We start from the raw sequence: 13,198 nt of genomic DNA, 5'->3' as shown, positions 1-13,198 counted from the left end.
AGAGGTTCATCGGCCGGTCTCCTCGGCCCGGCCGGCGGCCGTGCGGCGCACCGACTCCAGGCCCTCCAGCAGCCAGGACTGCTCGGTGTCGTCCAACTCCCGCCCCGGGCGGACATGGGCGACGAAACCCTCCACCACCTCCTGGTCGCTGCGCCCGCTGACCCGCTGCGCGTACGACTGCGCCGCGGCCTGCTCGCCGCCCTCGGGATCGAACAGCAACTGCAGGGTGTGCGGGAAGCGGACCCGCAGCCGCTCCATCGGATCGACCGGGCGCACCGGGTCGGTCAGCGTGGCCTGCACCCAGGCGTCGCGGGCCCAGTCGTGCTCGTCGGCGGTGAGCAGATCGTCCAGGCGGCCGCGCAGTTGGGCCAGCGGCCGGGGCTGCGGGCAGAAGATCCGGGTGGCTTCGACGGCGCCCTCGGCGTCCAGGTCGACCAGCCACATCGACTTGCGGTGGTTCGTCTCGGAGAACGAATAGGCGAGCGGGGAGCCCGAGTAGCGCAGGTGCGGGGCGAGGGTCTGGCTGCCGTGCAGGTGCCCGAGGGCCACGTAGTGCACGCCGTCGAACACCCCGGACGGCACCGACTGCACGCCGCCCACCGCGATGTCGCGCTCACTGTCGCTCGGCTCGCCGCCCGTCACGAACGCGTGGGCCAGCACCACGGCCCGGGTGCCCGCAGGGCGCGCGGCGAGGTCGGCCCGGACGGCGTCCATCGCCGCCGCCAGCACCTGCTCGTGCCCGCCCTTCGCCAGCCCCAGCCGCTCCCGCACCAACGCCGGTTCCAGGTACGGCAGCCCGTACACCGCCACCGGCCCGTGCTCGTCGTCCAGCAGCACCGGCTCGGCGAGCGCGCCCGGATCGGTGCGCAGGTGTATGCCAGCCCGCTCGATCAGGCGGGACGCGACACCGAGACGGCGCGCGGAATCGTGGTTGCCGCTGATGAAGACGGTCGGGATGTTCCGTTCGGCCAGCCGCCACAGCACGTCGTCGAACAGCGCGACGGCCTCCAGACCCGGCAGCGCGCGGTCGTACACGTCACCCGCCACCAGCACCGCGTCCACCCGCTCGGCGACGGCGGTGGCCACCAGGTGGTCGAGGAACGCGCGCTGCGCCTCGTGCAGGTTCTCGCGGTGGAAGGAACGGCCAAGGTGCCAGTCCGAGGTGTGCAGCAGCCTCACGTCGAAGCTCCCCGCAGCATGTCTGTCACTCCTCGTCGCTTTCATGTGGTCGGGCCGGTACCGAGTATCACAGGTACGGGTGACAGGCCGGGAGCGGAGAGGCGGCGGAGGCCGATGGGACAGGTGGGACGGTGACCCGACCGGCGGCCGGGGCTGTTCATCGGTCGGGTGTTCGGGGAAGATCATCAGGTGGCGAGGGTGGCCGCCCGGAGTGCGGAGGGAGTGGCATGGGCATCGAGTACAGCCCGGAGATCTCCGAACTGCTCGGGCGGGTCCGGCGCCGACCGAATGCCGGGTGGCCCTGGCACGCGGGGATCGCGGTACCGGAGGGGCTGCCGGTGAAGCAGTCCTGGGGCTGGCTGTTCGCCCCCGACGGCCGGGTGCTCACGCTGGTCAACCCGCGGGACGGGATCGTCAGCCTCCCCGGTGGCTCGCTGGAGACGGAGGACGCCGGCGACCCGGGCGCCGCGCTGGCCCGCGAGGCGGGGGAGGAGGCCCAGGCCCGGATCGGCCCGCCGCTGTACCTCGGCTACCTGTACGACCGGGTCGGCTCGGCGAACGGCGGCCACGAGTGCGCTCGTGTGCGGATGGCCGCGGCGCTGCACGGCGCGGGCCCGTCCGCACCCGATCCGGCGTCCGGCCGCCACTACCGACGGCTGCTCGTCGCCCCCGGGCTGGCGGTCGAACTCCTCGGCTGGGGAACCACCGGCCTGTACCAGGCCCGGGCGGCGGTGGCGGCGGCGGTCGCGGTGCTGGGGGTTCCGGCGTCGGCGAACGAGACGATCGAGGAACTGCCGCTCGAGGGCTGCCGGTTGCGTTGAGCCGGGTGCTCGATGTCTCGGCGTTGACAGTCATCAATTGATTGATGATTGTCGGGCGGCGTGAGTCGGGTGCTCCGCGCTCCGGGCCCGTCACGCCTTGGGCGGCCGCCGCGGTTGAGGTAATGACGACAACGGCCCTGGTCGCCTTGCGAATGGTCTTGTACATGATTACTGCCCGGTAGGGCGTGCCCGTCGCACAGGTCGGCGGCGAACGCGGACAAGACCGGTCGCCGGGGCGGGCGAAAGGCGATTGTCGGCTGTGATCCGCCTCACGCTGTCGGGGTATTCCCGTCGTATGGCGCGGTTTGCCGAGGTGTGGAACGGAATTTGCGCGCGTATATGTCGGAACCCCGCGCGCGGGCCGCGCGACCGGGGGAGACGTGTGGCGTGGATCACGTCCTGGCGCGGTTGAAGCCGCGCCAAGGGGGGGATCGCGCGCGGGAGTTCGGGTGCGCGTGGCGTTGGCCCGCGCGAAGCGGGGGAGCTCGGGGCGGGCTCCGCCCGCGGTCGCTTTCGGGTGGTTCGAATTCCTCCTCCGGGGCGGGTCCGCTGTTCAATTCGGAGGTGGTGCTCGCGGGAGGACCGGCGATTTCCGGGACCGCCGGCGCCCGGGTTTTGGGCGGCGTAACTTCTTCGGAAATCCGGTGGGCATTTGTGATTTCCGTGGCGGGTGGGTGGGCGGATTTCGACGGGCGGGTGACTTCGGACCGTGACGAAGTTGTTCGGGGGTGTCGACACGGGGCGTGATCGTCGCGATCGGTGGAGTCGGACGGGTGGGTGACGAACTGTCGGGGCTCACGCCTGTCGCTCGACCGGGGTGCCAGGTCCGGTCGCGGCGCGCTGCTCGGCGGTGGCGGGCGGGGCGAGCAGGGAAGTGTTGCGCGTCGGCCGGTGCCTCACCGCTGATGGCCCGGACCGGGCGTCCGGAAATCGCCGTCCAGTGTCCGGAGTTCGGCGTCGGGTGCGTTCAAGTGGCGGCGCGTGTCGGCACGTTGACCCGGAAGTCGGGCACGGAGTGTCACGCCGTCGTCGCGCTCGGAGATGGGGCGGGAGTTGACGGTGCGTCAGGTGAAAAATTGGGTGATCGGGCGTTCGGGAGGGGGCTGGAGGGAATTTCCGCAGCCCAGGTCAGGGGTGGGTCTCCGCGCGTAGCGATTTTCAGGTGTCCGTTGGATGAGTGTTCGTCAAATTCTTTGGCATGACCGCTTCCCCGCGAGGCTACTGGCTGGTATCCAATGTGTGGCCTGCATCACTCATTGGAGGAAAGATGACTCGCGTTCGTGCCGTAACCGTCGCTCTCACCGCGGCAGCCCTGTCCATCGCCACTCTTGCCGCCGCCACCCAGGCGAGCGCCGCCGGCGTCAACTACGTGGCGCTCGGCGACTCTTACTCGGCGGGTGTCGGCTCGGGCAGCTACACCAGCGAGAGCGGCAGCTGCAGCCGCAGCACCAACGCCTACCCGCAGCTGTGGAAGAACGCCCACGCCCCGACGTCGTTCAAGTTCGTCGCCTGCTCGGGCGCGACCACCAACGACGTGCTTGCCAACCAGATCAGCTCGCTGAGCTCGACGACCACCCTGGTCTCGATCACCATCGGCGGCAACGACGCGGGCTTCGCGTCGACCATGCAGACCTGTGTGCTGAGCAGCGAGGCCTCGTGTCTGAGCGCCGTGAACACGGCGAAGAGCTACGCCACCAACACGCTGCCGGGCAAGCTCTCCAACCTGTACTCGCAGATCAAGGCGAAGGCGCCCAACGCGCATGTGGTGGTGCTGGGTTACCCGCACCTGTACCAGGTGCCGGGCAACTGCATCGTCGGCATCTCGGACACCAAGCGGACCGCGATCAACGGCGCGGCGGACACCCTGGATTCGGTGATCTCCAAGCAGGTTGCGGCGGCCGGGTTCACCTTCAAGGACGTCCGGACGATCTTCTCGACCCATGAGATCTGCGGTTCGTCCTCGCAGTGGCTGAACAGCACCACGCTGCCGGTCAGCGACAGCTACCACCCGAACTCCTCGGGCCAGGCGTACGGCTACCTGCCGAGCTTCTCCGCGGGCGTCTGATCCCCGGAGCAGTCGCTTGTCCGTGAGGGACGCGTGAGCCGGTGTCCGGGCCCATGGGAGGGGCCCGGACACCGGTGTTCGTGAACCGCCACGGACTGACAATACGTCAGCCTTATCCGCGCGGCGGCGAGGGTCAGTGAAGGTAGTCGGTCAGCGCGGCGGGCTTCAGGCCGGCCGCGGCGGCCGCGTCCAGGGCGCGCTGGAGGTCGCTCGCCAGGGTGTCGGTGAAGTGCAGGATGATCACGTCGCCGGGCTGGAGCGGGCCGCCGTGGTAGACGTTCGAGGCGCCGGAGGTGAAGTCGGCGGTGGCGGTCAGCAGGTACTTGATGCCGCAGTTCGCGGCGGCCTGCTGGGAGTTGGCGTCGAAGGCGAAGTACGGCGGGCGGAGGATCGTCGGCGTGGTGCCGTAGCGGGCGGTGACCGCGTCGCGGGCGTCGCAGATCTCGGCCTGCTGCTCGGCGAGCGACAGCGTCGTCAGGTCGCGGTGCGAGACGGTGTGGTCCTGGATGGAGGAGCCGGGCGCGGCGGTGATCCGGCTGAAGTAGTCCTGCTCGAAGCCCTCCGGCATGGGCAGCGGGAACGCGGTGACCGGGAGCTTGCGGTCGGCGATCAGCTGCGCGGCCTCGGGGGTGCGGAACCAGCCGTCGTCGATGGTCAGGAAGACCACCTTGTCCGAGGTCGGCGCGTTCCAGGTGGCGTACGCGGGCGCGGGGGTGTCGCCGGTGACGCTGACGTCGTCCACCGCGATCGGGCCCTGGCCGTACCAGCCGTGCACGTACAGCTGCACGGAGGTGGTGGCGGCGCCGGTGGTGAAGGTGGTGGACAGCTGCTGCCAGCCGGTGCCGGTGGACGCCGTCCAGGCCGGCGGGACGTCGTGGCCGGTGCCGGTGGCGCCGATGAAGGCGTACGAGCCGTGCACCCAAGTCCGGTAGGTGTAGCTGGTGTTGGGGCGTACCGCGAGGGTCTGGGTGCACTGGCCGGTGGAGTCGGCGGAGGCCGGGGTGATGGCCAGCGCGGAGCCGCCGGTGCGGGCCGCGGTGGTGACGGCGCCCTCGCCGGCCGCGCAGTGCCAGCCGGGGATGGAGCCCCAGTCGGCGAGCGGGAGGGTGGGGATCTCGAATCCAGGGTTGGTGGCCAGGTTGACCGCGGGGGCGTCGGCAGCCGTGTTCGTCGGGGCGCCGGCGTGCGCGGCCGGGGCATCGGCGTGCGCGGCCGGGGCGGTGGCGAGGGCGGCCAGCACGGTGGCGGCGGCAGCCGTCGCGAGACGGCGGCGTGCGGAACTGAGCACGGATCAACTCCAGTGTGGGGGAGGAGCGAAGACGTGACTCCCGGAGGGGCGGGGGTCGGTCGCGGCCCTGCCGCACCGGGCCAGTGCACACAATGGACTGGACCAATCCCGGCGGTCAAGGGGGCTGTTGGAGATCGGTCAACCGCCGTACCGTGCGTTGACGTTGCCTTTATGACGGAGCGTCAGAGTCCGGAACGGGCTATGTCGTTCATCCGGCGTACAGCTCGTCGATGTCCTGCGCGTAGCGGTCCGCCACCGCTGCTCGGCGGATCTTCAGCGAGGGCGTCAACAGGCCGTCGTCCAGGGTGAATTCGTGCGGCAGCAAGCGGAAGGCCCGGATCGACTCGGCGCGCGAGACGGTGGTGTTGGCGGCGGCCACGGCCCGCTGCACCTCCTGGTGCAGCTCGTGGTCGGTGAGCACCCCGTGAATGTCCAGCTGCGGGCGGCCGCGGGACTTGAGCCAGTGCGCGAGGGCCACCGGGTCGAGGGTGATCAGCGCGGCCAGGTACGGCCGGTTGTCGCCCACCACCAGGCACTGGGCGACCAGCGGATGGGCCCGCACCCGCTCCTCCAGGATCGCGGGGGCGAGGTTCTTGCCGCTGGAGGTGACGATCACCTCCTTCTTGCGGCCGGTCAATGTCAGGTAGCCGTCCTCGTCCAGCGAACCGAGGTCGCCGGTGGCCAACCAGTCGCCGTGCAGCGCCTCTTGCGTACAGCGCGGATGGTTGAGGTAGCCGGAGAACACGCCGGCGCCGCGCACCCACACCTCGCCGTCCTCGGCTATCGCCACCGCCGCGCCCGGCACCGGGCGGCCGACGGTGCCGAATCTGGGCCGGTCCGGGGGATTGGCGGTGATCGCGGCGGTCGTCTCGGTCAGGCCGTAGCCCTCGTACACCGTCATGCCCGCGCCCGCGAAGAACAGCGCCAACTCCCGCCCCAGCATGGACCCGCCGGAGATCACCGAGCGCACCCGGCCGCCGAGCACGGCCCGCACCCGCTGGTACACCAGGCGCTCGTACGCGGCGTGCCGCAGCCGCAGCGCGGGGGACGGGCCGGGGCCCTTGCGGTGCGCCCGGCGCTCCCAGGCCGTCGCCCACTCGATCGCCACCTGCTCGGCCTGCAGGAAGGTCTCCAGCCGGCCCGACGCCTCGGCGGCCTCCCGGGCCCGGCGGTGGATCTTCTCGAAGATGTACGGCACCGCGTGCAGGAAGGTCGGCCGGAACGCCGCCAGGGCCGGCAGCAGACTGTCCGCCGCCAGCTTGGCGTGGTGGCCGATCCGGATGCCGCCGCGGATCGCCGCGACCTGGGTGAGCCGGCCGTACACGTGCGCCAGCGGCAGGAACAGCAAGGTGGCGGGCTGGTCGCCGCCGGTGTCGGAGAACACCTCGGCCCAGCCGTCCAGCACCGCGTCCGCCACCGCCGCGAAGTTGCCGTGGGTCAGCAGACAGCCCTTCGGACGGCCGGTGGTGCCCGAGGTGTAGATGACACTGGCCAGCGAATCCGGCGTCACCCCGACCCGTCTACGGTGCACCAGGGCGTTCGGCACTTCCTGCCCGTCGGCCATCAACTGCTCGACGCAGCCCCGGTCGAGCTGCCAGATGCCGGTCAGCGCCGGCAGCGCGTCGCAGACCGCGCCGACCGTCATCGCCTGGTCCTCGTCCTCGACCACGCAGGCCACCGCCGAGGTCTCGGCCAGGATCCAGCGCACCTGCTCGGGCGCCGCCGTGGGGTACACCGGCACCGGGATCGCCCCGACCGACCAGAGCGCGTAGTCGAACAGCGTCCACTCGTAGCGGGTGGAGGACATCACCGCGACCCGGTCGCCGTAGCGCACCCCGCGGGTGAGCAGACCCCGGGCGAGGGCCAGCACCTCGTCGCGGAACTGAACGGCCGTCACCGGCCGCCAGGCGCCGTCCGCCCAGCGGGACAACTGCACCAGCCGCGGTTCGCGCTCGGCCCGGTCGAACACCGAGTCGGCCAGCCCGCCGGTCACCGCCGAGCTGCCGAGCGCGGGGCTGCTGATCTCTCGCACGGTACCCCCGTTCCGCCGATCCCCGCCCCGGATCGCACAGGCGGAGGGCGGCACCGGCGAAGCTACCCGATCGACGCGGTGCTGCCCAGAGTCACCGCCCGACGACACCCCGCACCGGGCACAGTGCCGCAGGTGGGGGCACTGAAGGACGCTGGTGAGGAAATTAAAGGACGATACGGACACCACACGATCACGATGCAAATTCACCCTACGAACGGACGGTCAGTAAGTAGTAGGCTCGCGGCTCTCGTACCCCTCCGTACCTCTTCATGCTCATTCCTGCCCCCGGCCGCTCGTGCCCGGCGACCACACCGACCGAGGACCACCAGAGGACCCACATGCGCCTGCGCCGCAGCTCGATCCGCGCGAGGATCATCGCGCTGCTCCTGGTGCCCATCGTGGCGCTCGGCGGCCTGTGGGCCTACTCCACACTGATCACCACCAGCGGCGTGTGGAACCAACTCGACCTCAGCGACACCTACACGGCCTTCGGCGGCCCCGCCGACCAGTACGTCGACGACCTGCGCATCGAACGCACCGCCGCCGTGCTGCGCCTCGCCGACCCCGCCAACAAGGCCTACACCGACTCCTACCTGAAGTCCCAGACCGTCACCGACCGGGACCTGCAACTGCTGCGCTACCAGGCGGGCAGCCGCGACGCCGGCAAGCTCGACGGCGACCAGCGCGCCCGCCTCCACGACCTGATCGCGTCCGCCGACGAACTCGCCGCCGTCCGCAGCCAGATCGGCCAGCACCAATCCAGCTGGGACGGCGCGCTCAAGGACTACAGCGCCCTGATCGGACCGGTCTTCGCCTTCCGGTCCTCCTTCGTCGCCAAGGAGAGCGGCGCACTGCCCCGCCAGGGCACCCTGCTGGTCGAACTCACCCGGGCCACCGACTACCTGGCCCAGGAGACCGCCGCGATGCGCGCCCTGCGGGCCGGAACCGCCACCGCCGCCACCGACATCCGCAAGCAGCAGATCGCGCTGGACGCCATGCACGCCCAGCAGACCCTGTTCCGGGTCTACGTCGCCGAACTCGACCAGCAGGACCAGCACGACTACATCGAACTGCGCAACAGCGAGGCCTGGCACGCCCTCACCCTCGCCGAAACCGGCTTCGACAACGCCACCGACCGGGCCGCCGAAGTCCGCGGCGGCCCCGTCGACAACTGGGGCGACAACGCCGACCGGGTCCTCAACGACATCGCCACCATGAACGCCCGCCTGGCCTCCAGGATCGGCGACCAGGCCCACGCCTACGCCGTCAACTCCCTGCTGCGCGGCGGCGTCGCAGGCCTGGTCGGCCTGCTCGCCGTGGTGATCTCCATCGCCGTCTCCTACCGCATCGGCCGCCGCCTGGTGCGCGAACTCGTCGGCCTGCGCAACGCCGCCGCCGACCTGTCCGCCAACCGACTGCCCTCCGTGATGCACCGGCTGCGCCTCGGCGAAGAGGTCGACGTGGTCGCCGAAGTCCCCCAACTCGACTTCGGCACCGGAGAGATCGGCCAGGTCGGCCGCGCCTTCAACGAGGTGCAGCGGGTCGCCGTCGAGGCCGCCGTCGAACAGGCCCAGCTGCGCCGCGGCGTCTCCGCCGTCTTCGTCAACCTGGCCCGCCGCTCCCAGGTGCTGCTGCACCGTCAGCTCACCCTGCTCGACACCATGGAGCGCCGCACCGAGAATCCGCGCGAACTCGAAGACCTGTTCCGGCTCGACCACCTCACCACCCGCATGCGCCGGCACGCCGAAGGCCTGATCATCCTCTCCGGCGGCTCGCCCGGCCGCGCCTGGCGCAAGCCGGTTCGGATGGTCGACGTGGTGCGCGCCGCCGTCGGCGAGGTCGAGGACTACGCCCGGGTCATCGTCCGGCCGTTCCCCGGCACCGGACTGCTCGGCTCCGCCGTCGCCGACGTCACCCACCTGATCGCCGAACTCGTCGAGAACGCCACGGTGTTCTCCCCGCCGCAGACCCAGGTCACCGTCCAGGGCGAGGTGGTCGCGCACGGCTTCTGCCTGGAGATCGACGACCGCGGCCTCGGCCTGAACGAGCAGCACCTCGGTGAGATCAACCAGCGCCTCGCCGTGGAGCAGGAGTTCGACCTCGCCGACACCGACCGGCTGGGCCTGTTCGTGGTCTCCCGGCTGGCCCGCCGGCACGGCATCCGGGTCCACCTGCGGCCCTCCCCGTACGGCGGCACCTCCGCCGTGGTGCTGATCCCGCGCGAACTCCTCGCCGACGCCGCCGAGATGGCCCCCGACGGGGCCCGCCCCGCCGCCGACGACACCACCCACCGCCGGGCCGCCGGCACCGCCGAACCCGGCCGCGCGCACGCCGCGCCCGCGCATGCCGCGCCCGCGAAGGTGCTCGGCGGGCCGCGCCCGTCCGCCGCCGACCCGTCCGCGAAGCCCGGCGGGCTGCCGCGACGGCGAACTCCCGGACAGGAAGCGGCCGTTGAGGGCGCATCCGGGACGGGGCGGCACCGGCGGACGGAGGATGCCGAGCCCGCCGCGCCTGTTGCGCCTGTTGCGGTGCCCGCGGCTGCTGAGGTGTCCGAGGCCGCCGGGGTGTCCGGTGCGCCCGTCACGCCGCTCACGCCGGTGGCCGGGGGGCTGCTGCCGCGCCGGGTCCGGCAGGCCAGCCTCGCGCCCCAACTCCGGGCCGGCGCCGGCCCCGAGACCTCCGAGTCGGCCCGCGAGCGCAGCCCCGAGGAGGCCCGCTCCGCGTTCGCCTCGTTCCAGCGCGGCTTCGCCCGCGGCCGCGGCGACCGGCTGCAGCCCGCCTCGCTGACCGTCGTCCGCTCCGAGCCCGACCCGGCCGCGCCCGGCGACCGCCCCGGCGCGCGGGTCGCGCCGGCCGCGCCGCAGCCCGGCCGCCCGCCCCGGCTGCGGGTCGCGCTCCCCTCCGCGCCGGTGCCTCCCGCGCTGCCGGCCGCCCCCGTCCGCTCCGTCCCCCCGGCGCACCAGCCGCCGGACGCACCGCCCGCACCAGCAGAAGGAACCGAATCATGACCGCAACAACACCGCCGTCCGGGAGCCTCGACTGGCTCCTCAACGACCTGGTCGGCCGCGTCGCGACCCTTCGGCACGCGGTAATCCTGTCCAGCGACGGCCTGGCCACCGGCGTCTCCAGCGGCCTCGGCCGGGAGGACGCCGAGCACCTGGCGGCCGTCGCCGCCGGCTTCCACAGCCTCGCCAAGGGCGCCGGCCGGCACTTCCAGGTCGGCGGCGTCCGGCAGACCATGGTCGAACTGGACGAGGCCTTCCTGTTCATCACCGCCGCCGGCGACGGCAGTTGCCTGGCCGTGCTCAGCGATGCCGAATCCGATGTGGGCCAAATCGCCTACGAGATGGCACTGTTGGTGAAGCGCGTCGGGGAGCACCTGGCCGCCGAGCCGAGGAGTTGACTGGTTAGATGAGCGAGCCCGAGCCGACCGAGCCGACCGAGGCCACCGCCCCGGCCGGCCCCGGTGGTGAGAGCGCGGACGAGGCGTCGGCCGACGACACGCCGATCGACCTGTTCGTGCCCCGCACGCCGGTGGACAACCGCTGGTTCGACGACGACGCCGGACCGATGGTCCGGCTGTTCTCGATGACCAGAGGACGCGCCCGGCCGGTCGACGACGGCCTGTTCGACCTGATCTCGCTGGTCACCGCCGCCGGGGAGTACCTCGCCCCCGGCGGCGTCCCGGCCGACCTCCCGATCGGACCCGAGCACCACGCCATCCTCCAGCTCTGCTGCGATGAGCCCCTCAGCGTCGCCGAGCTGGGCTCCTACACCGACCTGCCGGTCAGCGTGGTCCGGGTCCTGCTCGGCGACCTCCACGACGCCGACCTGATCAGCGTCACCCGACCCTTCCAGCTCGCCCAGCAACCGGACGAGCGACTGCTGCGAGACGTGATCAATGGCCTCCGTGCACTCTGACGCCCCTGACGCGGCGTCAACTTCCGCTACCCGCAAGGCTCCTTGGGTCGCCAACGCGGTCAAGATCCTGATCGCCGGCGGCTTCGGCGCGGGCAAGACCACTCTGGTCGGCGCGGTCAGCGAGATCCGGCCGCTGCGCACCGAGGAGACGCTCAGCGAGCGCGGCCGCCCGATCGACGACACCGCCGGGGTCGAGGCCAAGCGGACCACCACCGTCGCCATGGACTTCGGCCGCATCGACCTCAAGCCCGGCCTCGCCCTCTACTTGTTCGGCACCCCCGGCCAGGACCGCTTCTGGTTCGTCTGGGACGAACTCGCGCGCGGCACCCTCGGCGCGGTCGTGCTCGCCGACACCCGGCGGCTCGCCGACTCCTTCCCCTCCGTCGACTACTTCGAGCAGCGCGACATCCCGTTCGTGGTCGCCGTCAACTGCTTCGAGGGCACCGAGGTGTACGCGCCCGAGGACGTTCGCGCCGCGCTCGACCTGCCGGAGAGCGTGCCGGTGCTGCTGTGCGACGCGCGGCGGCGCGAGGACGGCAAGGAGTTGCTGATCCGGCTGGTGCAGCACGCCGCTGAGCGGGTCGGAGTGCGACTGTAGTACTGGTCGCATTTATGCAGGTCAAGGTGTTGGCGTCCGGATGGTGGATGGTTTCTGTCTTGGCGTGCGGACCGGTCGGTGCAGTGGGTTGCCTTCCGGGCACGTGGCGTGGAAGTCTCGTACTCGTGCCCGCCGTTCGTCGCGGGTTCTCGACAACGCACCGGGGGAGGAGCAGGACCATGACCGAAGCGGTCCGCGTCTCCGCCCTCCCCGTGCTGACCGTTCGCCGGTACATCGACCACGGTCTGATCTACAGCGCCTGCTGTCGCTGACGCACCGTCACCACCCTTTGCCCGTAGGTGTGGTGGCGGTTCTGTGCGTTTTTCGCCGACCCGTCGTGCTCCGGAGAGCCGCCCTGTGAATCCTCGCGTACATCTCGAACCGTTCTGGCCCTCGCGCCAGGCCCACCACTTCGACCAGACCTGTCGGCGCGTACCCCGCGTCTCCCGCCCGCCACGCTGACCGATCCGTCAGCCCCGGTGCGCCGGAAGCGCAGACGACGACCACCCACCGACCGTCACGCGCGAAAGAGCCCTCGAATGTCCTACGCCGCCACCGCGACCCCGCACCTGCGAGCGGTCCGCACCCTGCCGAACCACAACCACTCCCTGCCGAACCAGCCCCTCGACGCCGAGTACCGGCGGGTCGCCGCCCCGGCCGCGATGACCCGGCCCGCGCCTGCCATCGCCCCCGAGAGCCTGCTGGCCGGACTCCAGGACGGCGCCGCCGTCGTCGCCGCGCTGCCCCAATCCGTGCTGCCGCAGGGCCTGTTGGCGCAGCTCGGGGCCGGCGCGAACAGCCCGCTGGTCGGGTACCTGGTGCTGGTGCCCGCCGAGAAGGTCGCTCCCGCGCCCGCTCCTGTGGTGGCTGCCGCCCCGGTCCGGCCCTTCGCCCGCCCCGCCGAGAGTGGCATCTCCGTCGACCTCGACCGCCGCAACGCGTACGTCGACGGCGCCCTGCTCGACCTCACCTACCTCGAGTTCGAGCTGCTCGCCCACCTCACCGAGCACCCGCACCGGGTCCACACCCGCGACCAACTCGTGCACACCGTCTGGGGATACGGCCACGTCGGCGACGGCCGCACCGTCGACGTCCACGTCGCCCGCCTGCGCCGCAAGCTCGGCGCCGCCTACCGTGACACCATCGTCACGGTCCGCCGGGTCGGCTACAAGTACGCGCCGGTGGCCTGACGGGCCGGGACACCGCGGAACGACGGCTTGCACCGGGTGGTGCGGGCCGTCGTTGCGTTGTGCGGCGGTCGTTCGGTTGTGGCGGTCGTTCGCTTGTGGGGGTT

Annotated in this window: 10 protein-coding genes; 7 read left to right on the top strand and 3 right to left on the bottom strand. The window is 71.8% G+C overall.

Features of this window, described 5'->3' with window-relative positions:
- Positions 1–6: 6 nt before the first annotated feature.
- Complete coding sequence (locus ACFYS8_RS02800; protein WP_387634786.1) at positions 7–1,179, bottom strand: exonuclease SbcCD subunit D; 1,173 nt, start codon at positions 1,177–1,179, stop codon at positions 7–9.
- 227 nt (positions 1,180–1,406) lie between these two features.
- Here ACFYS8_RS02800 and ACFYS8_RS02795 point away from each other — a divergent pair, with 227 nt between their 5' ends.
- Positions 1,407–2,000 (top strand): hypothetical protein, encoded by a 594-nt coding sequence (locus ACFYS8_RS02795; RefSeq protein ID WP_387634783.1) that lies wholly within the window; start codon positions 1,407–1,409, stop codon positions 1,998–2,000.
- Positions 2,001–3,267: 1,267 nt separating this feature from the next.
- Complete coding sequence (locus ACFYS8_RS02790) at positions 3,268–4,065, top strand: SGNH/GDSL hydrolase family protein (RefSeq protein ID WP_387634781.1); 798 nt, start codon at positions 3,268–3,270, stop codon at positions 4,063–4,065.
- A 133-nt stretch (positions 4,066–4,198) separates the two neighbouring features.
- On the opposite strand, the gene ACFYS8_RS02785 is transcribed toward ACFYS8_RS02790, so the two are convergent.
- Positions 4,199–5,353: a polysaccharide deacetylase family protein gene (locus ACFYS8_RS02785; RefSeq protein ID WP_387634778.1), complete on the bottom strand. Its 1,155-nt coding sequence runs from the start codon at positions 5,351–5,353 to the stop codon at positions 4,199–4,201.
- A gap of 208 nt (positions 5,354–5,561) precedes the next feature.
- Positions 5,562–7,385, bottom strand: a complete 1,824-nt coding sequence (locus tag ACFYS8_RS02780) for an AMP-dependent synthetase/ligase (protein WP_387634776.1) — start codon at positions 7,383–7,385, stop codon at positions 5,562–5,564.
- A gap of 338 nt (positions 7,386–7,723) precedes the next feature.
- On the opposite strand from ACFYS8_RS02780, the gene ACFYS8_RS02775 reads away from it, so the two are divergent.
- The 5 genes from ACFYS8_RS02775 (at position 7,724) to ACFYS8_RS02755 (ending at position 13,094) form a co-directional block, all read left to right on the top strand.
- Entirely contained in the window at positions 7,724–10,393 is a 2,670-nt protein-coding gene (locus tag ACFYS8_RS02775; protein ID WP_387634773.1) for a nitrate- and nitrite sensing domain-containing protein, read from the top strand.
- Entirely contained in the window at positions 10,390–10,788 is a 399-nt protein-coding gene (locus tag ACFYS8_RS02770) for a roadblock/LC7 domain-containing protein (RefSeq protein WP_387634770.1), read from the top strand. The genes ACFYS8_RS02775 and ACFYS8_RS02770 overlap by 4 nt, the downstream gene beginning before the upstream one ends.
- A gap of 8 nt (positions 10,789–10,796) precedes the next feature.
- Entirely contained in the window at positions 10,797–11,306 is a 510-nt protein-coding gene (locus ACFYS8_RS02765; protein WP_387634767.1) for a DUF742 domain-containing protein, read from the top strand.
- A complete protein-coding gene (locus ACFYS8_RS02760) occupies positions 11,287–11,904 on the top strand; it encodes an ATP/GTP-binding protein (RefSeq protein ID WP_387634764.1) in 618 nt (205 codons plus the stop codon). Before ACFYS8_RS02765 ends, ACFYS8_RS02760 begins: the two co-directional genes overlap by 20 nt.
- 539 nt (positions 11,905–12,443) lie before the next feature.
- A complete protein-coding gene (locus ACFYS8_RS02755; protein ID WP_387634762.1) occupies positions 12,444–13,094 on the top strand; it encodes a winged helix-turn-helix domain-containing protein in 651 nt (216 codons plus the stop codon).
- Positions 13,095–13,198 lie beyond the last annotated feature (104 nt).

The organism is Kitasatospora sp. NPDC004615 (genome assembly GCF_042873545.1).
In the GTDB taxonomy this organism is placed as follows: Bacteria; Actinomycetota; Actinomycetes; order Streptomycetales; family Streptomycetaceae; genus Kitasatospora.
Note: the sequence above shows the minus strand (reverse complement) of the source record. Positions and strands in the feature narration are given on the sequence as shown.

What these genes read in the sequence shown, in the direction of transcription:
- ACFYS8_RS02770 (WP_387634770.1), top strand. Translation starts at nt 10,390, where the DNA reads ATGACCGCAACAACACCGCCGTCCGGGAGCCTCGACTGGCTCCTCAAC.
- ACFYS8_RS02790 (WP_387634781.1), top strand. Translation starts at nt 3,268, where the DNA reads ATGACTCGCGTTCGTGCCGTAACCGTCGCTCTCACCGCGGCAGCCCTG.
- ACFYS8_RS02765 (WP_387634767.1), top strand. Translation starts at nt 10,797, where the DNA reads ATGAGCGAGCCCGAGCCGACCGAGCCGACCGAGGCCACCGCCCCGGCC.
- ACFYS8_RS02760 (WP_387634764.1), top strand. Translation starts at nt 11,287, where the DNA reads ATGGCCTCCGTGCACTCTGACGCCCCTGACGCGGCGTCAACTTCCGCT.
- ACFYS8_RS02795 (WP_387634783.1), top strand. Translation starts at nt 1,407, where the DNA reads ATGGGCATCGAGTACAGCCCGGAGATCTCCGAACTGCTCGGGCGGGTC.
- ACFYS8_RS02775 (WP_387634773.1), top strand. Translation starts at nt 7,724, where the DNA reads ATGCGCCTGCGCCGCAGCTCGATCCGCGCGAGGATCATCGCGCTGCTC.
- ACFYS8_RS02755 (WP_387634762.1), top strand. Translation starts at nt 12,444, where the DNA reads ATGTCCTACGCCGCCACCGCGACCCCGCACCTGCGAGCGGTCCGCACC.